The sequence below is a fragment of the uncultured Subdoligranulum sp. genome (assembly GCF_937890665.1).
Genome location: NZ_CALADU010000086.1, coordinates 1 through 22,248 on the forward strand (window position 1 = coordinate 1; position 22,248 = coordinate 22,248).

18 protein-coding genes and 1 pseudogene are annotated in these 22,248 nt (G+C 56.3%); 4 read left to right on the forward strand and 15 right to left on the reverse strand.

The annotated features are described in order from the left end of the window. From Q0526_RS04650 to Q0526_RS04660, 3 genes and pseudogenes are all read right to left on the reverse strand, one after another. Positions 1-293: pseudogene (locus tag Q0526_RS04650) on the reverse strand (stage V sporulation protein AD); the annotation flags it as partial. A gap of 3 nt (positions 294-296) precedes the next feature. After that, entirely contained in the window at positions 297-740 is a 444-nt protein-coding gene (locus Q0526_RS04655) for a SpoVA/SpoVAEb family sporulation membrane protein (RefSeq protein ID WP_298731290.1), read from the reverse strand. Positions 741-773: 33 nt separating this feature from the next. Further along, a complete protein-coding gene (locus tag Q0526_RS04660) occupies positions 774-1,343 on the reverse strand; it encodes a GNAT family N-acetyltransferase (RefSeq protein ID WP_298731291.1) in 570 nt (189 codons plus the stop codon). 79 nt (positions 1,344-1,422) lie between these two features. Between Q0526_RS04660 and prmA the strand changes: the two genes are divergently transcribed. Then, on the forward strand, positions 1,423-2,343 hold the full coding sequence (gene prmA / locus Q0526_RS04665) for a 50S ribosomal protein L11 methyltransferase (RefSeq protein ID WP_298731292.1): 921 nt from the start codon (positions 1,423-1,425) through the stop codon (positions 2,341-2,343). 2 nt (positions 2,344-2,345) lie between these two features. Continuing rightward, positions 2,346-3,074 carry an RsmE family RNA methyltransferase gene (locus Q0526_RS04670; RefSeq protein WP_298731293.1) on the forward strand — a complete coding sequence of 243 codons (729 nt, stop codon included), beginning with the start codon at positions 2,346-2,348 and terminating at the stop codon, positions 3,072-3,074. A 103-nt stretch (positions 3,075-3,177) separates the two neighbouring features. Here Q0526_RS04670 and Q0526_RS04675 read toward each other — a convergent pair whose 3' ends face one another. Together Q0526_RS04675 and Q0526_RS04680 are read right to left on the reverse strand one after the other, a co-directional pair. After that, positions 3,178-3,633 (reverse strand): MerR family transcriptional regulator, encoded by a 456-nt coding sequence (locus tag Q0526_RS04675; protein WP_298731294.1) that lies wholly within the window; start codon positions 3,631-3,633, stop codon positions 3,178-3,180. A gap of 14 nt (positions 3,634-3,647) precedes the next feature. Then, the gene (locus tag Q0526_RS04680; protein WP_298731295.1) at positions 3,648-4,577 is read right to left on the reverse strand and encodes a sugar phosphate nucleotidyltransferase; all 930 of its coding nucleotides are present in this window, start codon (positions 4,575-4,577) and stop codon (positions 3,648-3,650) included. Between the two features lie 224 nt (positions 4,578-4,801). Here Q0526_RS04680 and Q0526_RS04685 point away from each other — a divergent pair, with 224 nt between their 5' ends. Both Q0526_RS04685 and Q0526_RS04690 read left to right on the forward strand, forming a co-directional pair. Further along, positions 4,802-5,989 carry a patatin-like phospholipase family protein gene (locus tag Q0526_RS04685; protein WP_298731296.1) on the forward strand — a complete coding sequence of 396 codons (1,188 nt, stop codon included), beginning with the start codon at positions 4,802-4,804 and terminating at the stop codon, positions 5,987-5,989. A 19-nt stretch (positions 5,990-6,008) separates the two neighbouring features. Continuing rightward, positions 6,009-7,592 carry a putative PEP-binding protein gene (locus Q0526_RS04690; protein WP_298731297.1) on the forward strand — a complete coding sequence of 528 codons (1,584 nt, stop codon included), beginning with the start codon at positions 6,009-6,011 and terminating at the stop codon, positions 7,590-7,592. A gap of 43 nt (positions 7,593-7,635) precedes the next feature. On the opposite strand, the gene Q0526_RS04695 is transcribed toward Q0526_RS04690, so the two are convergent. From Q0526_RS04695 to Q0526_RS04740, 10 genes are all read right to left on the reverse strand, one after another. Then, on the reverse strand, positions 7,636-9,180 hold the full coding sequence (locus tag Q0526_RS04695; protein WP_298731298.1) for a PASTA domain-containing protein: 1,545 nt from the start codon (positions 9,178-9,180) through the stop codon (positions 7,636-7,638). Between the two features lie 180 nt (positions 9,181-9,360). Then, complete coding sequence (locus tag Q0526_RS04700; protein WP_298731299.1) at positions 9,361-10,098, reverse strand: YebC/PmpR family DNA-binding transcriptional regulator; 738 nt, start codon at positions 10,096-10,098, stop codon at positions 9,361-9,363. A 182-nt stretch (positions 10,099-10,280) separates the two neighbouring features. After that, positions 10,281-11,366 carry a helix-turn-helix domain-containing protein gene (locus tag Q0526_RS04705; RefSeq protein WP_298731300.1) on the reverse strand — a complete coding sequence of 362 codons (1,086 nt, stop codon included), beginning with the start codon at positions 11,364-11,366 and terminating at the stop codon, positions 10,281-10,283. A gap of 212 nt (positions 11,367-11,578) precedes the next feature. Continuing rightward, positions 11,579-12,205, reverse strand: a complete 627-nt coding sequence (locus Q0526_RS04710; RefSeq protein WP_298731301.1) for a sugar transferase — start codon at positions 12,203-12,205, stop codon at positions 11,579-11,581. A 4-nt stretch (positions 12,206-12,209) separates the two neighbouring features. Next, entirely contained in the window at positions 12,210-14,198 is a 1,989-nt protein-coding gene (locus tag Q0526_RS04715) for a nucleoside-diphosphate sugar epimerase/dehydratase (protein WP_298731302.1), read from the reverse strand. 169 nt (positions 14,199-14,367) lie between these two features. Further along, positions 14,368-16,209: a glutamine--fructose-6-phosphate transaminase (isomerizing) gene (gene glmS / locus Q0526_RS04720; protein ID WP_298731303.1), complete on the reverse strand. Its 1,842-nt coding sequence runs from the start codon at positions 16,207-16,209 to the stop codon at positions 14,368-14,370. Between the two features lie 323 nt (positions 16,210-16,532). Further along, positions 16,533-17,516, reverse strand: a complete 984-nt coding sequence (gene srtB / locus Q0526_RS04725) for a class B sortase (protein ID WP_298731304.1) — start codon at positions 17,514-17,516, stop codon at positions 16,533-16,535. Positions 17,517-17,624: 108 nt separating this feature from the next. Next, a complete protein-coding gene (gene pheT, locus Q0526_RS04730; protein ID WP_298731305.1) occupies positions 17,625-20,048 on the reverse strand; it encodes a phenylalanine--tRNA ligase subunit beta in 2,424 nt (807 codons plus the stop codon). Between the two features lie 16 nt (positions 20,049-20,064). Beyond that, entirely contained in the window at positions 20,065-21,087 is a 1,023-nt protein-coding gene (gene pheS / locus Q0526_RS04735; protein WP_298731306.1) for a phenylalanine--tRNA ligase subunit alpha, read from the reverse strand. 406 nt (positions 21,088-21,493) lie between these two features. Continuing rightward, positions 21,494-22,210 carry a Bax inhibitor-1/YccA family protein gene (locus Q0526_RS04740; RefSeq protein ID WP_298731307.1) on the reverse strand — a complete coding sequence of 239 codons (717 nt, stop codon included), beginning with the start codon at positions 22,208-22,210 and terminating at the stop codon, positions 21,494-21,496. Positions 22,211-22,248: the final 38 nt, after the last annotated feature.

Here is a 22,248-nt window from a genome sequence, read left to right on the forward strand (position 1 = left end):
GTATAGTTGCTGGCCGTGCATTGGGCTTGCAGATCCCCGGCCAACGCCAAGTCCACCGCTTTGCGGCTGCTGCCTGCTTTGCGCAGACAGACTTCCGCCGCCTTTTGCTGCAACAAACTTTCGGCCTGTTCCCAGTTCGCACACTCCGCTTGGGAGAAGGCGGCGTCCTGTGTAAGAAAATCGAATCCCGACGCCAACGGACCTTCGCTTTCCTTTTTGCCGCCCGCTGCAGCCCATGCTGCAATCACCGGTGGCTTTTCAAATAAGACTGTATCTTTTTTGCGGATCGGCATACTTCACCCGACCTTTCCCAACAGCCAGTACAGCAGCCCCCAAACAGCGGAAGCCGCTGTGCCGTAGGTAATGACCGGCCCTGCAATACCAAAGATCTTGGCCCCCACCCCGGTGACCCAGCCCTCGGCTTTAAATTCAATAGCCGGACTGACCACCGAGTTGGCAAACCCTGTAATGGGAACCAGCGTACCCGCCCCCGCTCTGGCAGCCAATTTTTGATACCACCCCATCATCGTACAGGCCGCCGACAAAAATATCAGGGCAATACTGGTCAGTGTGCCCGCCCATGTGGCGTCATACCAAAGCAGGAAAAGTTGACGCAGGCCTTCGCCCAACAGGCAGATGCCGCCGCCAACAAAAAATGCCCACAGGCAATCCTTGACGACGGGCGAAGGCGGCGACGCTCGGGATACCATGTCGGCATACTCTTTTGGGTTTAATTTCATCGTTACTACGCCCCCTTGGGGGGTAGTATGCCCTTACGGGCCGTAAAATATCACATTTCCGCGGTAATACGGTTCGGGGACCATCATGCGGTAGAGTTCTTTCAGCTCTTGCCCTACCACAGCATCCTCGGCATGGCCGCTGCAAGGCAGCGTCAGAATCTGATACCGCACACCAAACACACGGCTTTCGATACGGGTAGCACAAGCGCCCGCCCGCAGATAAAAGGCAATGCGGCGCTGCGCCACTCCGCGGTCCGGCGCTTCCTCGGGGTGTTCGCATTCGAGAATCAGATCGTCCAGCCGATCGGCATAATGGCGGGACAAGGCATGCAGTGCCTGTGTTCCGATCCCGCTGCCCCGCAGGTCTTTACGCACGGCAAAATAGTCCAGCAAGGCGCTGCGCCGGCCGGGCAGCAGAACCTGCCAAGCATAGGCTTGCAGGTTGCCGTCCTCGTCGTACAAAGCCAGCGGCTCATAGATGCCCGCCTGCATCATCTCCCGCACCGCGGTGAAGGGTTTTAATTCTGCGGCAGGAAAATCCTGCACCATACGGGTCTCATAAATTTGCTGCGCCGCAGCGCAGTCCAGCAAACGGATTTGCATGGGGATTTCTCCTTTCTTCATTGAATTACAAGGGGATTTCCTGTATAATACAGGTACTTGGAAACGGAGGGTTTCGTGTATGGAATGGACCGATATTAGCATCACCGTCGCCAAACGCGACGCAGACACCGCCGAAGCCATCGCCACGATGGTTGCCAACGGCGGCATCTATATTGAGGATTACAGCGATCTGGAACAACAGGCATGGGAAATCGCCCATGTGGACCTGATCGAGCAGGAACTGCTGGATAAGCCCCGGGATGTAGTCATCGTACACATGTACTTGGCCCCGGACGAGAACCCGGCGGAAGTTTTGCCCCTGTTCGAGGAGCGGCTGAAAAACAGCGGCATCCCCTACCAGCTCAACACCACCGGTGTGGAGCAGGAGGATTGGCAAAACGCTTGGAAGAAATACTACCACGCCATGGACATCGGCAACCGTCTGGCCGTAGTTCCCGGCTGGGAGCAGTACGACACCGACCGCATCACCATCACCATGGATCCCGGCATGGCCTTCGGCACCGGCACCCACGAGACCACCAGCCTGTGCCTGGAAACGTTGGACGCTCTGGTACAAGGTGGTGAGCGGGTGTTGGATATCGGCACCGGTTCCGGCATTTTGGCCATCGCTGCGCTAAAGCTGGGCGCCGCTGTGGCCGAGGGCGTAGACATCGACCCGATGTGTGTACGCACCGCCGGGGAAAACGCCCAGCGCAACGGCGTTGCGGACCGCTTTACCGTCTTGGTGGGTGATCTTTCCGACAAAGCCAGCGGACAGTACAACATCATCACTGCCAACATTGTGGCAGCGGCCATTCTGTCCTTGGCGCCCCATGTGCCTGCGCTGATGGCTCCCGGTGCGCGCTTTATTGCCAGCGGCATTATTGACGAGCGCAAGCAGGAAGTACTGGACGGCCTGAACGCCGCCGGACTGACCCCGGTGGAAGTGAAGGAAAAGCGCGGCTGGGTCTGCATCATCTGCGAAAAGAAAGAGGCATAACCATGCCGCACCGCTATTTTACCAAAGAATTGGCCCATGGGCAAGCGGCCCTAACCGGCAGCGACGCACACCATCTGGCCAACGTTATGCGGGCCCGTATCGGGGAGCAGGTCGTTCTGTGTGGTCCGGATGGGCTGGAATACACCGGCACCGTAACCGCCATCACCCCCGGGCGTGTGGAATTTTCTGTCAGCGAAGGCGCCCCCAGCAAGGCCGAGCCTACTGTGACTACCACCTTATTTGTGGGCTATCCGAAACAAGGCAAGCTGGAAGAGGTGATCCGCCACAGCGTGGAGTTGGGTGTCACCGAGATCATCCCCTTCTTCAGCCGGTATTGTGTGGCCACCCCCAAAAAGGAGGAGGCCAAAAACGAACGTTACAACCGTATTGCCGCTGAAGCCGCCAAACAGGCAGGCCGGGCACAGATTCCCCATGTAGCATTGCCGCTGGAGAACTTTTCTGCGGTTTGCCGTGCTATGGCAGACTACGATAAGGTGCTCTTCTTTTACGAAGGCGGTGGCGTGCCCCTACGACAGTTGCTAACCCCCGACAGCACACAGCGCATAGCGCTGATCACCGGCAGCGAGGGTGGTTTTTCTGCCGAGGAAGCCGCCGCAGCCGCAGAAGCCGGTGCTGTGACGGTAGGGCTGGGGCCGCGGATTTTGCGATGCGAGACCGCCCCGCTGGCAGCCCTTACTGCTGCTATGCTGCTGACCGGCAATCTGGAATAATCCATACTATGGCAAGCGCCCCACCCCGGTGCTTGCCTTTTTGTTTTACGAAAAAGGCTCCCCCTGACGAAACCGGCAGAGGGAGTTTTTCTTTTAGGTCAGATCAATTTTCGCCGTGGCCACGGGCATGGAGGAAGGCTTCCCGATACGCTTCGGGCACATCTTCCACCGTCTGTCCATCATGAATGGAAGTGGTTCCTGCCGCTTCCGACGTCTGATAAAACCAGAGCTTATAGTCCAGCATATCCAACGTCTTTTGCAGTTGGGCCATCTGCTGCTGAACAGCCCGGCGGCGATTCACAAAAAGCTGCAACCGCTCCGAAATCGTAGCATCGCCCTGTCGGCACAAATCAATGTACTGACGGATTTCTTTGATGGACAACCCCGACTGTTTGAGGCATTCAATGATGCTCAGCCACTCGTAGTCGCTTTCCTTGAACATCCGGATGCCGCCATGGGAACGTTCCACATACGGCAGCAATCCTTCTTTGTCATAATAGCGCAAGGTGGAAGGCGCAACGCCTAACCGCTTGGCCATCTCCCCTACCGTATATTGCATGGTTTCTACCCTTATCAGAACAGTTTGTCTGCCGGATACAGCCCGTCGGCGCTCATTTTGCGCAGTGCTTCCACCAGTTCCGGCTTATCTTCCCGATAGGTGATGCCATACCACTTATCGGCACTGGTCAGCACATGGACCCCGGCCTCGCCCCGCTGCAGCGACGCCGTCACCACCGAGGGCAGATAATACTCGCATTTAAGAGGATTGACCGGCAGGTTTTCCTGCAGGAACGCCGCAAAGCCCGCCTTGGCCTCGGCGATATAGCCGGGGGTGAACCCCCACAAGTTCATCGAAACTACCGTATCCGCAGGCAGATCGGTCCAGCTATTACCGCCGTCCTCGGTGAAATGGATGCCGCCCGCATAGGGTTCGATGCAGGTGCGTTCCGTCACACTCACCAAGTCCCCCTGCTCGTCGATAACACAGACGCCCCGGCTGACACTACCGTTGGCGCTTACCGTGTTGCCCAGCAGGAAGCCTACCATCGACCATGCGTACCGGTCCCCGTCCTCATGGGTGCTCAGATAGTCATAAATCAGTTGGAAGCCCTGCGGCCCATAGTAGTCGTCGGCGTTGATCACCGCAAACGGCGCATCCCCGATGGCTTCCTCCGCCACCAGAATCGCATGGGCGGTTCCCCACGGTTTTACACGGCCTTCCGGCACAGTAAAGCCTTCGGGCAATTTTTCCAGTTGCTGGTAGGCATACCGCACCGTAAATCCAGCACGCTCAGCCCGGACGCCGACGGCCTCTTTGAAGGCCTCCTCAATTTCATGCTTGATGATAAAGACTACCGTCTCAAATCCAGCGCGCCGTGCGTCGTACAAACTATAATCGATGATGGCCTCACCGGACGGCCCTACCGGATCAATCTGCTTCAGTCCGCCGTAGCGGCTGCCCATTCCTGCCGCCATGACCACCAAAATCGGTTTCTTCGCCATAAATAAGCTCCTTCCTCGGTCCGGCACTGCGACGCTTCCGCCACTGCCGGGTCTCTTACCTATGCTTTTATGATACACGCTCCTTCCCCTTCTTGCAAGCCCTGCCCCGGAAAGCTGACAAAATCCCGAAAATGTTACGCAATTCTTGGTAGCAATCCCCTTTCGATAATGTTATAATACTATCAACAGAAATTATTTTTCATTTTTAGATCGGAGGCTTCATCATGCAGACCGTCCCCCCTATCCGTGCACTGGTGTTAGCCGGCGGCGGCGCCAAAGGCAGCTACCAGATCGGTGTGTGGCGTGCCTTACAGGAACTGAATTGGCATCCCGCTATCATCACCGGAGCCAGTGTAGGCACCTTGAACGGCTGTATGTTTGCCATGGGCAAAGATAAGGAAGCGGAAGAACTGTGGCGGTCGCTGGAAATCCATGACGTATTGGATGTTCCCTCTACCCGCGACCCGGAGGAACTGAACCGCTTTTTTCTGGACGTGATCCGCAGCGGCGGGCTGAATGTGGAACCCTTGGCAGAACGCATCGATACCCTTATCGATGAGGATGCGGTACGCCGGGCGCCCATTCGTTTTGGATTGGTAATGACCGAAATGTCCACGATGCGCAGCGTCCAATGCCGCATCGAAGACATTCCGCAAGGACGCTTGAAAGACTATCTGCTGGCCTCCAGCGCTTGTTTCCCGGCACTGCGCCCCCGGGAGATTGATGGCGTGAAATACATTGACGGCGGCTGGCGAGACAATATGCCGTTGGCGCTGGCGGCTTCGATGGGAGCCACCGAACTTTTGGGCGTGGATGTCGATGGCATTGGCATCGTGCGGCAAAACCACACCGGGCTGCCCACCCGCATTGTGCGCAGCCACTGGAATTTGGGCCCCACGCTGGACTTTGACCCCGCCCGTGCAGCCCGCAACATTGCACTGGGGTATCTGGACACCATGCGATTGTTTGGCCGGGTAGGCGGTACCGCCTATGCGATCCTGCCCGATCAAGACGGTTTTTTGGCTCACTTTGCCGAGACCTACCAGCGGATTCTGGAACAGGTCAACGACCGCGCGCCCGGTATGGACCGCGTTGAGCGCGCCGCTCGGCAGCGTGCCGGGTATCCCAAACCGTTTGCTCCCAACCCCAGCGCCCCCACGCGGGGTGCGTTGGCGCCGTTGGAATTGGCCTGCGAACGGCTGCATGTGCCGGAGGATCTCTCCTATACGCCCAAACTGTTGGCTGCCACCTTTTTGGGTAGCTTCGACAAAGATCCCGCCGATTGCTTTCCCGCCCTGCTGGACGGCAAGGAAGGAAGTCTGGTAGCCGAACGGGCTATGGCTGCAGCCGTGCCGGAGGAATTTATCACCGCGCTGGTCAGCCGCGCATTGGCCGAAACGCCGTTGTTGTAATCGCCAAAGGAGGCTTATCATGTATACGTTTGCCGGTGTACCCGCGTCCGTAGGGATTGCGATTGGTCCGGTAGAACAGATCGACCATGGCACCGCCGGTCTACACCGCATCGTGTGTGATTCTTTTCGGGAGCGTGCCCTATACGATGTTGCCGTGGTGCTCGCCAAGGATGAGCTGCGTCGGTTGAGCCAACGGACCAAAGGTCCCGATGCGGATATTTTGTTGTTCCAGATTGCGCTGTTGGAGGACGAGTCTTTTACCAACGAGATTGGCGACTACATAGCTGCCGGTGCCGGCGGTGCCGCCGCCGTGGAGCGGGCCGAACAGATTTTTGCCGGACGGCTCAGCAATGTGGATGACGAATATATCCGGGAGCGCAGCGTAGATGTCTGCGATGTCTGCCGCCGGGTGGTCGACATTCTGGATGGCCGTCCCCGCCGTCGGCTGCATCTCAAACGGCCCAGCATTTTGGTGGCCGACCGCTTTTTCCCCAGCGATTTGTTCAGTTTGAACCGTCGGATGATCCTAGGACTTGCCAGCAATCAGGACAGCACGGTAAGCCACGCCGCCATCATGGCCCGCAGCATGGGGATCCCCGCTGTGGTCCAGCTCGGGGACGGTGTAGCCGCACTGGCTGCCGGACATCGCGCCATTTTGGACGCCTCCAACGACGGCACCGCCACTTTGATCATTGAGCCTGACGGCACCCACGTAGCACAGGCTGACTGCAAGATTGCCGAAAGCCGTCTGCATGGCCGTACCCCGGATCCGGTGGCTTCCCTGCCCTGCCTCACCAAGGATGGGACTGCCTTCCATCTGCTGACGGCCACCAATGCCACCGCTGACCCCAGCGAGTGGCTGCCGCAGGGTGCCGCGGGCATTGGATTGCTGCGCACCGAATCCGTCATTTTGGACGATCTGCCGGAGCAATCTCAATTTTCTCAGCTTTACGAAAAGTTGCAATATTCCGACGGTGCCATGATCGCCGTACGTACCTGCGACACCAGTGCCGACGACGATTCCCCCTGGACTTCCGAAATGCGCAAGCGGCTACACGGCCACCGGTTGTTCTGGCCGCAGATCAAGGCGCTACTGCGGGCGGCCCCCTACGGCGATTTGCGGGTGCTCTTCCCCATGATTGCCGGTGTGGAGGATTGGGATGCCTGCTTGAAAGAGGTGCAGGCTTGCCGCAACGAACTGCGGCAGACCGGTCAGGAGATAACACCGCCGCCTTTCGGCTGCATTGTGGATATGCCTTCGGCGGCACTTTTGGCTGGAGAATTGATCGAGCATGGGGCCCAGATGCTGGCCATCGACATTGAAGATCTGACCCGCTACACCTTGGCTCTGGTGCAGGACTCCGACGCTGCCGTCAGTCAGGTGGATTATCCTGCTGTACAGCGTCTGGTCAAGGAGGTCGTTCAACAGGCACAGGCCCGCAACGTGGAAGTATATCTGTGCGGCATCACCATTGAGAGCATCTCCCGCATTCCTATCTACCTCCATTTAGGCGTACGGACCTTCAGTGTTGAACCGGCGGCATTACTCCCCCTGAAAAAGCTGCTGATGGAAGAAGATTTGGGTACGTCTGATCCCCAATAACATAGCAAAAACCACCTGCCCATGAGCAGGTGGTTTTTCTTTGTCATTGCGTCTGGGTGGAATCCGAGGATGCTGCGGAGGACTCGCTGCCGCTGTCAGCGCCGCCCGTGGTGGCGACCAAAGTGTCGTCCCGCTCCCCGGCGATGAACACGCTGACGATCGTTTTGCCGGCGTCAAACTTGGTTCCCGCCAGCACATCGGTCTTGGCTACACAGCCTTCCGCCATCGTGCCGTCATTTTCGATGATCTGCATCTTATACTGGATGCCTCTCTCGTCCAACTGCTTGCTGGCGTTCGATTGGGTGAAGCCGATAATATCCGGCATTTCCACCAGATTGGGGCCTTTGCTGACCACGATCTGGATGATCTGGTTTTCCTCGGTCTTGAGTGTTCCTGCCACCGGATCCTGACTAATGACGATGCCCGCCGGAATTTCCGAACTGTTTTCCTCCGTCATCACAATGCGGTAACTGGTATAGAGGTCGTTGTCCTTGATCTCGCTGGCATAGCGCTTGCCCACCAAATCCGGGACCGTTTCCAACGGTGCTTCACTGGAAGCGTCGCTTTCCTCGCTCTGACTTGTGGTGGGCGGCGGCGTGGCTTTGCCACTACTGTCGCTGCCGCCGGCATCCAACAGGCTCCAAATTAGCAGGATGGCCAACACCACAATGACTACCAACGAAACCCCCATAATTTTACGGGTGCTGATCTGGTTGTCCCCGCGCTCAAACATGGCGTTGGCCACGTTGGGGTCGGTCAGGGCACTCATTAGCTCCGGCACGGTCTGCATACGGCGGGCGGGGTCCAACCGCAAGGCGCAGGCCAGTACCTGTGAAAACCAGGTGGGGACGCCCGCTTCCAAACTGTGGGCAGATTCCAGACTATCCCGCACTTTGCGCTGCGGCGCCGCCACAGGCGTTTGGCCGGTCACCAATTTATAGCAGACGGCCGCCAGCGCATACACATCGGTGTATCGGCCGCTGAATTCTGACGCCGAATACTGCTCCGGCGCTGCATAGCCGGGATACAACTGACTCTTCAATTCGCTGCCGCCGGTGCGCAGCGCCAGCGTACCGTACCCGGTCAGCCGTGCGGTGCCATCGATGGGCAGCAGGATGTTGTCCGGGCAGATGCCCCGGTGGATCAGCCCCGCTTTGTGCAGTTGGGTCACCCCTTCCATAATGGGCTGCAACAGGGTCCGGGCTTCGGCCGGTGTGAGCGTGCGGCTGCGCAGGCTGAGGTAATGGGTCAGCGTCATCCCCTTTTCACTTTCCTCGATGGCATAGACGGTATTGTTTTCCTCCAGCACATCCAGAATCGTGCTCAGCCCCGTGGCTGGGGTCAGATTGTGCAGATCATCGTACAGATCCTTAAAGTCCATACGGCTGGTCTTGAATAGAACTTCTTTGCCCTCTTTGGGCATAAGGGCGCCTTCTGCACTGCGGCCATTGCAAAGTGTGACCGGGAAATATTCCTTGATGAGCACAAACTTCTTTTCTTCGTTGAACACGCCGCGGTAACAAAGCCCATCTCCGTCGGCACTCAGGTAGCTACCCACTGTATAGCGTTCCGCCAGTTGGGTTCCCAAGGGAAGGGCGCCTTCTGGATTTTGGTTTTGCAGGGAACGTCCGCAATGGGGACAGTCCCCACCATACCCGCCCGGCAGTGGCTGCAAGCAATGGGGACAAAGGAATTCAGCCATAGAAAATCCTTTCGTTAGATACAAGAAAAGAGAGCAAAGTTTCTCCTTCACTCTCTTTCCGGTCTTTTAACGGTCGAGGTCTTCCTCGTTTTCCAGCGAATGCCAAGCGTTTTGTACGTCGTCGTCGTCATCCAGCGCATCCAGCAGTTTTCCCATCTGGGTCAGCTGATCGGGGTCGGTCAGCGTGGTGGTCGTGGCAGGAACCTGCGCCACGTCTGCCGAGATAAAGGTATATCCTTTGCCCTGCAATGCATCACAAACAGCGGTGAAGTTTTCCGGCGTGGTGGTGACCTGCGCTGCTTCTTCGCCAGCATCAAAATCTTCCGCACCGGCATCCAGCGCGTCCATCATCAGCTCATCGGGATCCTTGTCCTCCAGATCCACAACGATGACGCCTTTCTGGGTGAACATAAAGCTGACACAGCCCATCTGGCCCAGATTGCCGCCGAACTTATCAAAGTAATGGCGCATATTGGCTGCGGTACGGTTGCGGTTATCGGTCAGGGTTTCCACCATGACAGCCACACCGCCGGGACCGTAGCCCTCATAGGTCATGGCTTCATACTCGGTCTTGTCGCCGCCCTCGGCACGCTTGATGATGCGCTGAATGTTATCGTTGGGCACGCTGTTGGCCTTTGCCTTAGAGATCAGCGCTGCCAGCTTGGAGTTGGAAGCCGGGTTGGCACCGCCCTCCTTAACAGCCACGGCGATCTCGCGGCCGATCTTCGTAAATACCTTAGCGCGGGCGCCGTCGGTCTTTTCTTTCTTCCGCTTGATGTTGTTCCATTTGCTATGTCCAGACATAAATGTGGATCCCCCTCGTTTGTATTCATTCAGGCTTTTGACTGTAAGCCGATAATTACCAGTTAAGTATTATAGCACAACCGAACGTCCTTTTCAAGCCCCGGCTCAAGGCCCGGGCAGAGATTGCACCGGCTTTTCCGCAAAAAAAGGCCTCCGCCCATAGGCGGAGGCCCCACGCTTGCTTAATACTTTGCCGGATTGGCGGACAGGTACTTCTTGACCATCAAGGCCACCTTGAATACGATCGCATCGTCAAAGTTGCGCAGATCCAGCCCCGTCAGTTTGCGAATCTTCTCCAACCGGTAGACCAACGTGTTGCGGTGGACAAACAGTCCACGGCTCGTTTCGGAAACGTTGAGGTTGTTCTCGAAAAAGCGCTGGATGGTGAACAGCGTTTCGGCGTCCAGCGAATCAATGCTCTCCTGCTTGAACACCTCGCGCAGAAATGCCTCGCACAGGGTGGTGGGCAGCTGGTAGATCAGGCGGGCAATGCCCAGATGGTCGTAGCTGATGACCTGCCGTTCGGTGTCGAACACCTTGCCCACTTCCATAGCAATCTGGGCTTCTTTAAAGCTGGAAGCCAAATCTTTAATGTTGTTGATGGGGGTACCGATGCCCACCACAGCTTTGATGTAATGGTCGCCCTGCAGCGTGTCCACAATCGAAGTAGCCAGCTTTTCCATATCCCGGGTGTTGTTGTCGGGCTTGATCTCTTTGACAAGGACGGTATCGCTCTCACTGATATTGAAAACGAAATCCTTCTGCTTATCCGGGAATAGACCGCTTACCACGTCGTAAGCGGAAATATCGTTGCCGGAGGTGACCCGGATCAGCAGCACCACCCGCTGGGCATCCGAGATAAAATGCAGTTCCCGCGCCTTGGCATAGATATCACCCGGCAGAATATTGTCCAACACCACGTTTTTGATGAAATTGGTCTTGTCGAACTTTTCATCATGGTACTGCTTAATGCATTGCAGGCTGATGGACAGCATAGCGGCAAACTGTTCCGCCGTGGGGTCGGTGCCCTCTACAAAAGCGGCATAATCGTTATGCTTTGCATTGGAAAATTGATGGTAGGAGTAGCCGTCCCGTACAAAGGCATCCCCCGCCGTTTGACGTACTGCGGCCACACCGTCGCGCACTTCTCCGATCTGTCCCAGCTCGGAGCAGGAGATAACCGTACCGGTCTCGTCCACTACGCCGACCACACGGTCGACGGCCTCCTTCATCTGGTAGACCACGTTCTGGAATACCCTATTGGCCATAATCTGTGACTCCCCTTTGGTTCATTTGGGTGGTTTGGCATAATGCCTTTTGGTAAACTGACTGAAAACAGAAAGCTCCTGATGTATATTTTACACAATCAACTTGTCTTTTGCAACATATTTTAACGAAAAAAGCAAGATTTTCTTGTACAATTTTGATTCAGGCATACAAAATCCCCGCTGAAGCCAGATTCAGCGGGGAAAAATGTCCGTCATTTTGACGACGGGCCCTGTTCTTTGTCCTTCATAGAACCGGTTCCGCCCTCCACAACGCCGCGGCGTTGGAACACATAGGAGAAGCTGTGGAAGAAAATCTTCAAGTCCATACCAAAAGTCAGATGTGCGGCATACTCACCATCGTACTTAGCCTTCACATCGATCGGAAGCTCATCCCGGCCATTGACCTGCGCCAGTCCCGTCAGACCGGGGCGGATGTCATTGGCATGGACCCGATCCCGGGCTTCGATGAGATCGTACTGATTGTACAATGCGGGACGCGGCCCAATAATGCTCATCTGCCCTGCCAAAATGTTATAGATCTGGGGCAGTTCATCCAGACTGGTTTTGCGCAGGAAGGCGCCACTCTTGGTGATATAGCTGTCCGGGTTTTTCAAGAGGTGCGTGGGCACATCGTGGGGAGTGTCCCCGCGCATCGTGCGAAATTTTAGGATGTTGAAATGAGTTTTCCCCTTCCCTACCCGGCGCTGCTTAAAAAACACCGGTCCCGGGGAATCGCTCTTAATCCAGATCGCAATGATGGCCATAGGGATCGCCAACACAATAGCCGCCGCCAGTGAAAGCACAAAGTCCAGCAGCCGTTTGATGTAACGTTGATACACGGCGTTATTCCTCCTTGCCCGATTCCTTCTGCCGCTGCTCCATCTGCTTTTGGATTTCCTCCTTGGAGAACAGCCCCGTATTGCCGGTGACCGCCACGACCGTGTGGTCGGCCCGCACCCGACGGTTGGGATGATAGCTGGGCACCATATGCTGCAAACATTCTACCACTGCGTCGTCGTTGTGGTGAGCCGCCGCCCGCAAGTCCTGCAATCCGGTGTAGAAATCCGCCAGATCGATCTCCATAGGCGGCGCGATAAAGATCTTGTTGTGGGCGGTCTTGCGCATCTTATCCTGCTCGGTATCCATGAGCAGTTCCTCGTACAGTTTCTCGCCGGGGCGCAAACCGGTAATCTTGACCTGCATATTCACGCCGGGCTCATACCCGTAAAACCGAATCAGCCGGTTGGCCAGATCCATGATCTTGACCGGTTCACCCATATCCAACACATAAATGCTGCCGCCTTTGGCAAGGCCGCCGGCTTGCAGCACCAACTGGGCTGCCTCAGTAATCGTCATAAAATAGCGCACGATCTCCGGATGCGTAATCGTCACCGGACCGCCCCGTTTGATCTGCTCTTCAAACAGCGGAATGACGCTGCCGTGACTGCCCAGCACATTGCCGAACCGCACGGCCATACACTTCATGTCGGTACCGCTGTCGAAAGACTGAATGAGCATCTCACACAGCCGCTTGGTACAGCCCATGACGTTGGTAGGATTAACCGCCTTGTCGGTAGAAAGCTGTACAAACCGCTCGACGCCGTGTTCCGCCGCCGCCGTGAGCAGATTCTTGGTGCCAAAGACGTTGTTTTTAACGGCCTCCGCCGGGCTGATCTCCATCAACGGCACATGCTTATGCGCCGCCGCATGGAAAACCACCGACGGATGGTAGGTATCAAATACCTCGTTGAGGCGTTCCTTATCCCGGATAGATCCGATCAGCGTAATGACCGGCGCATCGGCACCGTACTTGTTGCGCAGTTCGGTTTCCAGCTCATAGGCACAGTTTTCGTAGATATCAAAAATCAAAAGGCGCCGGGGCTGATACCGCATGATTTGACGGCACAATTCGCTGCCGATGGAACCGCCACCGCCGGTAACCAGTACCACTTTGTCGTGCAGGTACTCCGAAATCTGGGCATTATTCAGTTGGATTTCGTCCCGGGAGAGGAAGTCCGCCGTGTTCAGTTCCCGGAAACCTGCGGCCACCGGGTTGCCGTTTTCGTCTACCGCCTGCGGGTCGGAAAGCATCCGCACCCGGCAGTGGGTGGAATTGCAGAGGTTGATGATCTCACTGAGTCGGTCGCCCTTCACTGTGGTGATGGCGATGACGATCTCCATGATATGGTATTTGCGCACCAGTTCCGGTATGTCGGAGATCGTACCCCTCACCGGGACACCCTGTACCCGCAGTCCCTTTTTGGTCAGGTCATCATCCACCATGCAGATGGGATCGCCAAAGCTCTGGTTTTTGTTCTTACAAAGGTTGACCGCCCAAGCGCCGGCATTGCCCGCACCTACAATCAACAATGGCGTGGGATTTTCCGGTTTGTGGGCACGGGTCCCCCGCACAGTTTTGATGAGCCGCCATAAAAAGCGGACACCTGCAATGGCTGCCGTATTGAATACCGCACCAAAAATCAACACCGAACCACTGATGGGACGGCTGCGATAGAACAGATCGAACAGCATAATCAACCCGGTGGCCAATCCCGAAAGGCAGGTCAACCGGGCAAGGTCCCGCATGCCGGCATACTCCCACATGATCTCGTATAAGCCGCCGAACCAGAACACGATCATGTAGATGGGCAGCACATAATAGAGCATGGGCGCCATGGCGCGCAAGATCTCGGCGCGCTGGTAGGCTTCACCGCTATCAAATCGCAGCATTACTGCCAGCCAATAACAGAAAACGATCAGGCCGCAGTCGAGCAGCATCAAAAGGATGCGGCGGGGCAATCCCTTGATAAGTTGTTTGGAATCCTGTTGCATGAAGTTCGATCCTTTTATCTTTCACCGACTCCGAGGGCCGGAAATCTGTATTTTTTGTTTACAGAGTATTATAACACAAATCTGCCCCGTTTGTCTTGTGATAAACCAGGCAAACGGGGCACATACTGCCTAAAAATAGGCAGAAAATTTTGGCAAAGAAGAAAGTTTTTTATTCTACCGTGACGCTCTTGGCCAGATTGCGGGGTTTATCCACATCCAGACCTTTGGCACAGCTCACATAGTAGGCCAACAACTGCAGCGGAATCACCGCCAAACTGGTGGCGAAATGAGGATCGGTCTTGGGCACATAGACGGTGAATCCGGCGGTATCCTCGATGCTGTAATTGCCGTAGGTAGTCAGGCCCATGAGGAACGCACCGCGGCTCTTGACTTCTACCATATTGGAAACGCTCTTTTCGAAGAGGTCAGGCTGGGTCAGGATACCCACCACCAAGGTGCCGTTCTCTACCAAAGAGATGGGACCGTGCTTCATCTCACCCGCCGCGAACGCTTCGGAATGGATGTAGCTGATCTCCTTGAACTTCAAGCTGCCTTCCAGCGCCACCGCATAGTCCAGACCGCGTCCAATAAAGAAGGCGTCTTTGGCGTTGGCATATTTGCTGGCGAACCACTGGATCCGCTCTTTGTCTGCCAAGATTTTCTCGATCTTGTCGGGCAGTGCTTCCATCTCCGCCACCAGATTTTCGTACTGGCCCTCCGCCAAGGTGCCCCGCACCCGGGCAAATTCGGTAGCCAGCAGATAGCACGCAGCCAACTGGGTGCTGTATGCTTTGGTGGTGGCCACCGAGATTTCAGGACCGGCCCAAGTATACATGGTCGCATCCGCTTCTCGGGCAATGCTGGAGCCTACCACATTCACAATACCGATGGTCCGCACGCCCCGCTCTTTGCACAGACGCAGTGCGGCCAGCGTATCGGCAGTTTCGCCGCTCTGGCTGATGACCAGCGCCAAGGAATCCGCCTCCAGCACCGGGTTGCGGTAACGGAACTCACTGGCCACATCCACTTCCACCGGCAACCGGGCCAGACTTTCAAAGACGTACCGCGCAGCCATACCCACATGGTAAGCCGAGCCGCAGCCAATGATATAAATGCGCCGCACCGTACGGATGGTTTCCTCGTCCAGTGCCAGTTCGGACAGATCGATCTTACCGTCCTTGAGCCGCGGCGAAATGGTATCCCGCACGGCAGCGGGCTGCTCGTGGATTTCCTTCATCATGAAATGCTCGTAGCCGCCCTTTTCGGCCGCTTCGGCATCCCATTCGATGGTGGTGGTTTCGTGGGTGACGGGTTCCTTATCGACGTTGAAGAACTCGATGGAATCCGGCGTCAGACGCGCGATCTCCAGATTGTCAATGTAGTAGACGGTACGCGTGTACTTGAGCAGCGCCGGTACATCCGAAGCGATGATCGAGCCGTTTTCACACTGGCCCACGATCAGCGGGCTGTCCTTGCGCACCGCATAGACCGTGCCGGGCTGGTCCGCAAACAGGATTCCCAGCGCATAGGAACCGCGGACATGCAGCATCATGCGGGAGATGGCATCCAGAGCATCCCCGGCAGATTCGCCGGTATAGTAGTAGTCCAACAGTTGGGCCACCACCTCGGTGTCAGTCTGGGAAACAAAGTGATACCCGCGATTGGTCAGCCGTTCCTTGATTTCCAGATAGTTTTCGATGATGCCGTTATGGACCACCGCGATCTTTTGATCCCGCGAATAATGCGGGTGCGCATTGAGCACCGACGGTTCGCCGTGGGTAGCCCACCGCGTATGCCCGATGCCGCAGCTACCCGGCACGGCGTTACCGCCGTCGGTCATCTCGCTGAGGACCTTCAAACGTCCTTTGGCTTTGACTACCTCGATCTTGCCGACGGCGTTCTCCACCGCCAGACCTGCCGAGTCATACCCGCGATACTCCAGCTTGGCCAGTCCATCCAGTAAGATCGGTGCGGCCTGCGCTGCGCCGGTAAAGCCTACAATTCCACACATGGGCATACCCTCCCGGTTTTGGCTTTTTTATGGTTTTTGCTTTTTTCTTTATAAATAACAGAAACTACGTATCAGTATATTCGATTGCAGAACAAATGTCTACCCTATCTTTACAAAAAGCGGGCGGCCGTCAAGGGCAACAGCCGCCCGCCGCGCGCATTCTCCCTTTCCGGTTTCTTACACCATAAGAACCTTTCGAGTCCTCGCGCAGTATTCAGCATACCACACTTTCGAAAGAACGGCAAGTGCCAAACTCTGAGAAGGGTCTTTTTCGCACTGTTTGCAAAATTTTCTTAGGAATTGCGCTGCAAAATTTTATTTATTTAGGTGTTCACCCGCCGGGCCACAACCACAAACCGGCCGTTATCGCTGGAGTATTCACAGGTGGAGAGTGTCAGCAGTTGTTCGCCGTAGGACGGACGGATACCGGTATCCACATTGCTACGGGACAGCACTTCATCCACAAAGGTGTTGTAAGTTTCTTCGTCCATATCCACATACTGATTGTAGACAAAACTGGTATCCTGCACCACGTCGATGGCAAAGGCTGCAAACACCTCATACTGGGCATCCCCGTAAACGGTATCAAATTCGATATAGGGGTGTTCCTGATAGTAATCGGCTTCCTTATAGCCGGTCAAGCATCCGAAAATCGTGCCGGTCTTCATGTTGTGGCCGTAGACGATCAAGTTTTCGCTCTGGTCATTGGCCCCCAACGTGGTCTTTTCGTCCAGATACGGCGCACCATAGACGCTGTACTCTTTATTAAAGTCGTGCCGCAGGTAGAAATCCTTGTTGTCCGGCGCATACATCACCGGGAAGTCCAAGGGGGTGTCCTCGATGCTGATCCACCCAATAAAGTCACTGTTCTGCTCCCGCAGGGCGGCAAACTTGGCACTGTTCGGTTCTTCCCCATCCTCTGCCGTTTGAGCGTCGGAGTCGATCATGGATTGCAGATTGGCAAATTCGCTTTCGGTTTTGCGGTCATCGAAGTACCGTTTGACCAACAAACCGGCACTGACCAAAAACACCACCAAGCATACCACCATGGCCACATTGTAGGCTATATTGGTCTTGTTGTGCTTTTTTGCCGTTTTGCCGGATTTTGTATGGGATTTATGTTCTGTTGGGTGTTGGGCTTCCGTATGTCGGTTGCTCTCCCCACGGGGATTTGCTGCATGGGGACGCTCGGTGCGCCGGGGTTCCGTTTCTTGGTCGGGAACCGGCTCCGATTTCGGCTCCGGCGGAACCACCGGCTGCATACGCCGCGTTGCATAGGGATCGTCGTTACGATGTATTTTGGCCATAACTGGGTTCACCTCGTCAAATTTGTTTCTACTATACGCCATTACTGCCAAAATTGCAAGCAAAACCGCTGTGCCCTACCAGAGGACACAGCGGCATTTAGGACAGGATCACTCGCGGATCTCGATGCCCAATTTGAATTTCAAGTTGCCCAGAATCTTCTTGACAAAACGGTCAATTTCATCGGGGGTGAAAGGCTTATCGCCGGGCTGGAAGTAAAGACTGAACGCCATGCTCTTCTTGCCGGCCCCCAGCTTCTCGCCACGGTAGATGTCGAACAGCTCCACCCTAGTCAACTGCTTGCAGGCGCGCTGCATCTCTGCGGTCAAGGTACCGCACTCGGTTTCCTCGGGCGCGACCAACGCCAAGTCGCGCTGGACCGGTGCCAGTTCGGGAATCGGCGTGTAGTGCAGCGCCTTGGGAACCAGATCATAGAACTTGGACCAGTCGATCTCACCCAGATAGATGTTCTGGTTGCTGCGGCTATCCTTAGGCAGCTTCAGTTCTGCCGTCACGTCATTGGCCAGCTTGCCAAAGACGCCCACGCGCTCCCCTTCGCAGAGGATGTAGGCGGCAATACCGGGGTGCAGCCAAGGCACATCGGTGGCACGCACCACCGTCAGTTCGGTGCCGAAGGCAGTCCCCAAAGCCTCCACAGCCCCCTTCATGGTGAAGAAGTCCTCGCCCTCGCCCCAAGCTGCAAAGCCCAGTTGCAGGCGTTCTTCAGGCAGTTCGGTAATCGGCTGCTGCTTGGGGATATAGATGTTGGACAGCTCGAAAAGGCGGCCGTCGTTGTTGCCTTTCTTCAGATTGTCCACCACCACGTTGAGCAGCGACGGCGCCAAGAGCGAACGCATGATGGTCAGGTTGGAGGAAATGGGGTTCAGAATGCGGATGACGTTGCGTTCCGGCGCATCGGCGGCGATGTGGAGCATGTCCAAATCGGCATCGGCATAGAATGCCAGCGTTTCAGCCTCATAGAAGCCCTGTGCGCACATAGCACGCTTGGCCTTGGCACGAGCCTTCTGCACCGTGGTCAGACCGCCGGTGGTGACCTGAGCCGCCTTCAGGAAGGTAGGTTTGATGTGGTCATATCCATACTCGCGGATGACTTCCTCGGCCAGATCGGGTTCGCCAATCTCGATGTCCTCACGCCAACGGGGCGCAGTCACCTGCATGGTGTCGCCATCAGCTTCCAGCACGACCTCGAATTGCAGGCGGTTCAGAATGTCCAGCACTGCCTCGGTGGGCACCGTAATGCCGAGAATGGCATTGATGCCGCTGATGGTGGCGGTAAACTTTTTGCCCTCCCGCGGGGCACCGGCAGAACAATCAAAATGCGTTGCGGTGACTTCGCCGCAGCCCAGTTCCTGAATCAGGTGCAGCGCACGGGCCATGCCCAACTCGGTAGTATACTCCGAGATGCCCTTTTCGTAATGGCTGGAAGCGTCGGTGTTCTGGCCAAGGCCGCGGGCCGTTTTCCGGATGTTATCCCGGGCAAACTTGGCAGACTCGAAGAGCAACTGGGTGGTGCTGTCCTTGATTTCGCTGTTCAAACCGCCCATGACACCGGCCAGCGCTACCGGCTTGCTGCCGTCGCAGATGACCAGATTGTTGGGGGTCAGCTTGAATTCCTTGCCGTCCAGCGTGGTGATCTCCTCGCCGTCTTTGGCGCGGCGCACGATGATCTGGCAGCTTTCCAGCGTGTCCATATCAAAGGCGTGCATGGGCTGACCGATTTCCAGCATGACATAGTTGGTGATGTCCACCACGTTGGAGATGCTGCGCAGACCACACAGCGCCAACTGGCGGCACATCCAGCGGGGCGACGGACCGGGGGTAATGTTGTGGACATAGTGGCCGATGTACCGCGGGCAGAGATCCGGCGCTTCCACCGTGATGGAGAGCCGCGGATCGGTGGTAGTGGATTCGTTGTAATCGGTAGCCGGCATCTTCAGCGGCTTGCCCAGCACGGCCGCCACTTCCCGGGCGATGCCCAGCACGCTCTGGCAGTCAGGGCGGTTGGAGGTGACCGCAATATCAAAGATATAGTCGTCCAGTCCCACTACCTGCTGGATGGGGGTTCCGGGGACCGTGTCTTTGGGCAGATCCAGCAGGCCGTAGACCTCAGCACCGGGATACAGATCCTCGTTGAGGCCTAACTCCTCACCGCTGCACAGCATGCCGTTGGATTCGATGCCCATCAGCGGCTTGGCTTTGATCTTGATGCCGCCGGGCAGCGTAGAGCCATCCAACGCAGCGGGCGTATGCATGCCGGCGTAAACGTTGGGCGCACCGGTGGAAATTTGAATGTCATGGCCATACTCGCCGCAATCCACCTTGCAGATATGCAGGTGGGTGCCTTCCTGCGGTGTGCATTCGGTGACAACGCCCACCACAACCTTATCGATCTCTGCAGACAGGTCGATCAGTTCCTCGACCTCGAAACCGCAGTCAAAGAGCTTGCCCTCCAGTTCCTGTGCCGTAACATCGATGTCTACATATTGTTTCAACCAACTGAATGGTACTTTCATCTCAGGCTTCCCCCTCTCAATCCTCGAACTGCTTCAGGAACCGCAGATCGTTTTCAAACATCAGACCGATGTTGTTGATGCCATATTTCAGCATAGCAATTCGCTCGATGCCGATGCCGAACGCAAAGCCGGAATACACCTTCGGGTCGATGCCACAGTTTTCCAACACGCTATGATGCACGACACCCGCACCCAGAACCTCGATCCAGCCGGTGTGCTTGCACAGCGAGCAGCCCTTGCCGCCGCACTCGAAGCAGGAAACGTCCACCTCGACGCTGGGTTCGGTGAAGGGGAAGTAGGAAGGACGCAGACGGGTCTTGACCTCGGGGCCAAACAGAGCCTGCACAAACTTATCCAACATACCCTGCAGATCACAGAGGGTAATCCCCTTATCCACCACAAGGCCCTCCATCTGATGGAACATGGGGCTGTGGGTGGCGTCAGAGTCGGAGCGGAACACACGGCCCGGCACCAGCACCTTGATGGGCGGCTTTTCCATATCCATCACGCGGATCTGGCCGCCGCTGGTCTGGGTACGCAGCACGATGTCGTCAGCCACATAGAAAGTATCCTGCATATCCCGGGCCGGATGGTTCTTCGGCACGTTCAGGCGGGTAAAGTTGTGGTCATCGTCCTCGATCTCAGGGCCTTCGTAAATTTCAAAGCCCATGCCGGAAAAGACATCCACGATTTGGTTCTTGACCAGTGTGATGGGATGCAGATTGCCGGTGGTACGCACCTTGCTGGGCAGGGTAATGTCCACCGTTTCGGCAGCATTGCGCGCAGCCAATGCCGCACGCTCCACCTGCGCGGACAGTTCCTGATACTGCGCCTCGGCCCAGTTTTTGAACTCATTGATGGTCTTGCCCATGGCCGGACGATCCTCTTTGGGCACATCCCGCAGCGCCTTGGTCAAACCGGCCACGGCGCCGTTCTTGCTCAAAAACTTCTGCCAGAAGGCCGACAGTTCCGCCTCATTGGCAACGGCTGCGCCCGCCTGCTCGATGGCGGAACGCAATTCTTTGATTTTGTCTTCCATAGTACACCTCTGCTCTGTACGGGGCGGGGCAATTAAAAAGGCCTCGTCCCTGTGTTTCATCAGGGACGAAGCCTTGCAGTTACAAAACTCCGCGGTACCACCCGTGTTCCGCATACAATCATGCGGCGCTCTTTGCCTGCCGGTAACGGTGCAGTGCCGTTGCGCGCTACTGGGACGCCGAGATCAGCGCTGTTCCCACGCACCACTCAGGAGCGAACTTCCCCGCGAACCTGTTGCAGGCGGCTTGCAGCCGGTGACCGCCCTCTCTGACCCAAAAAATCCGCGCGTACTTTCTCCGTCAATGTGTTTTTCCAATACAAACATCAGTATAATCGGCCCATCGGAATTTGTCAAGGGCGGCATGACGCAAAAAGAGGGCCCGAAGGCCCTCCCCTTTTTACGCAGATCAGTCGTTGCGGCGGCCGATCATACGCAGGATATACAAGAAGATGTTGATAAAGTCCAGATACAGGTTCAGCGCACCAATGATGGACGCCTTGTGCAGCATAGCCGCATCCCCGCCAAAATAGGCGTAGTGATGTTTGAGCATCTGGGTGTCATAGGCAGTCAGGCCCATGAAAATCAGCAGACCCACTGCGCAGAGCAGCAAATCCATCAGCTCAAACCGCATGCCGAACAAGCTGAAAAAGCTGCCTACCAGAGAGCAGACCAGCATTGCGATCAGGCCGCCCATCAGTTTGGGACCCCAACCGGTCAGGTCCCGGTGGGTGGTGGCGCCGTACACGGCCATCACGCCAAAATAGACCGCGCCCACCAAGAAGGCCAGAATCAGGCTGGCAAAATCATAGACCAAGAACAGCGTGGACAGATTCATGCCGTTGAGCACAGCGTAGCCAAAGAAAAGGCCGGTAGCCGTGGAAGGCTGGATCTTGGTGATCCGCCCCGACAGCACAAAGACCAGCACCAGTTCCCCGATGAGGGTGGCGTAGATCAGGCCGGTGGTGACCAACGGCACAATCAAACCGCTGAGCACCGTGGCAATGCCGGTGGCGAAGGTGACCAATAGGCCGGCAAACATCCAGCCGAAGGTTTTGGTCATATACTGACTTAGCGTGCCGAACGGGCTTTCCGCGTAAGAAATATCATTGTAATCTCGGTACATGGTTGATTCCCCTTTCTTAATACGGTATTATAGCCATA

Coding starts and splice junctions, on each gene's coding strand:
- Q0526_RS04700 (WP_298731299.1), bottom strand. CDS start 10,098: ATGTCTGGACATAGCAAATGGAACAACATCAAGCGGAAGAAAGAAAAG.
- Q0526_RS04660 (WP_298731291.1), bottom strand. CDS start 1,343: ATGCAAATCCGTTTGCTGGACTGCGCTGCGGCGCAGCAAATTTATGAG.
- Q0526_RS04685 (WP_298731296.1), top strand. CDS start 4,802: ATGCAGACCGTCCCCCCTATCCGTGCACTGGTGTTAGCCGGCGGCGGC.
- Q0526_RS04670 (WP_298731293.1), top strand. CDS start 2,346: ATGCCGCACCGCTATTTTACCAAAGAATTGGCCCATGGGCAAGCGGCC.
- Q0526_RS04740 (WP_298731307.1), bottom strand. CDS start 22,210: ATGTACCGAGATTACAATGATATTTCTTACGCGGAAAGCCCGTTCGGC.
- Q0526_RS04655 (WP_298731290.1), bottom strand. CDS start 740: ATGAAATTAAACCCAAAAGAGTATGCCGACATGGTATCCCGAGCGTCG.
- glmS (WP_298731303.1), bottom strand. CDS start 16,209: ATGTGTGGAATTGTAGGCTTTACCGGCGCAGCGCAGGCCGCACCGATC.
- Q0526_RS04705 (WP_298731300.1), bottom strand. CDS start 11,366: ATGGCCAATAGGGTATTCCAGAACGTGGTCTACCAGATGAAGGAGGCC.
- Q0526_RS04675 (WP_298731294.1), bottom strand. CDS start 3,633: ATGCAATATACGGTAGGGGAGATGGCCAAGCGGTTAGGCGTTGCGCCT.
- prmA (WP_298731292.1), top strand. CDS start 1,423: ATGGAATGGACCGATATTAGCATCACCGTCGCCAAACGCGACGCAGAC.
- pheT (WP_298731305.1), bottom strand. CDS start 20,048: ATGAAAGTACCATTCAGTTGGTTGAAACAATATGTAGACATCGATGTT.
- Q0526_RS04680 (WP_298731295.1), bottom strand. CDS start 4,577: ATGGCGAAGAAACCGATTTTGGTGGTCATGGCGGCAGGAATGGGCAGC.
- pheS (WP_298731306.1), bottom strand. CDS start 21,087: ATGGAAGACAAAATCAAAGAATTGCGTTCCGCCATCGAGCAGGCGGGC.
- srtB (WP_298731304.1), bottom strand. CDS start 17,516: ATGGCCAAAATACATCGTAACGACGATCCCTATGCAACGCGGCGTATG.
- Q0526_RS04715 (WP_298731302.1), bottom strand. CDS start 14,198: ATGCAACAGGATTCCAAACAACTTATCAAGGGATTGCCCCGCCGCATC.
- Q0526_RS04690 (WP_298731297.1), top strand. CDS start 6,009: ATGTATACGTTTGCCGGTGTACCCGCGTCCGTAGGGATTGCGATTGGT.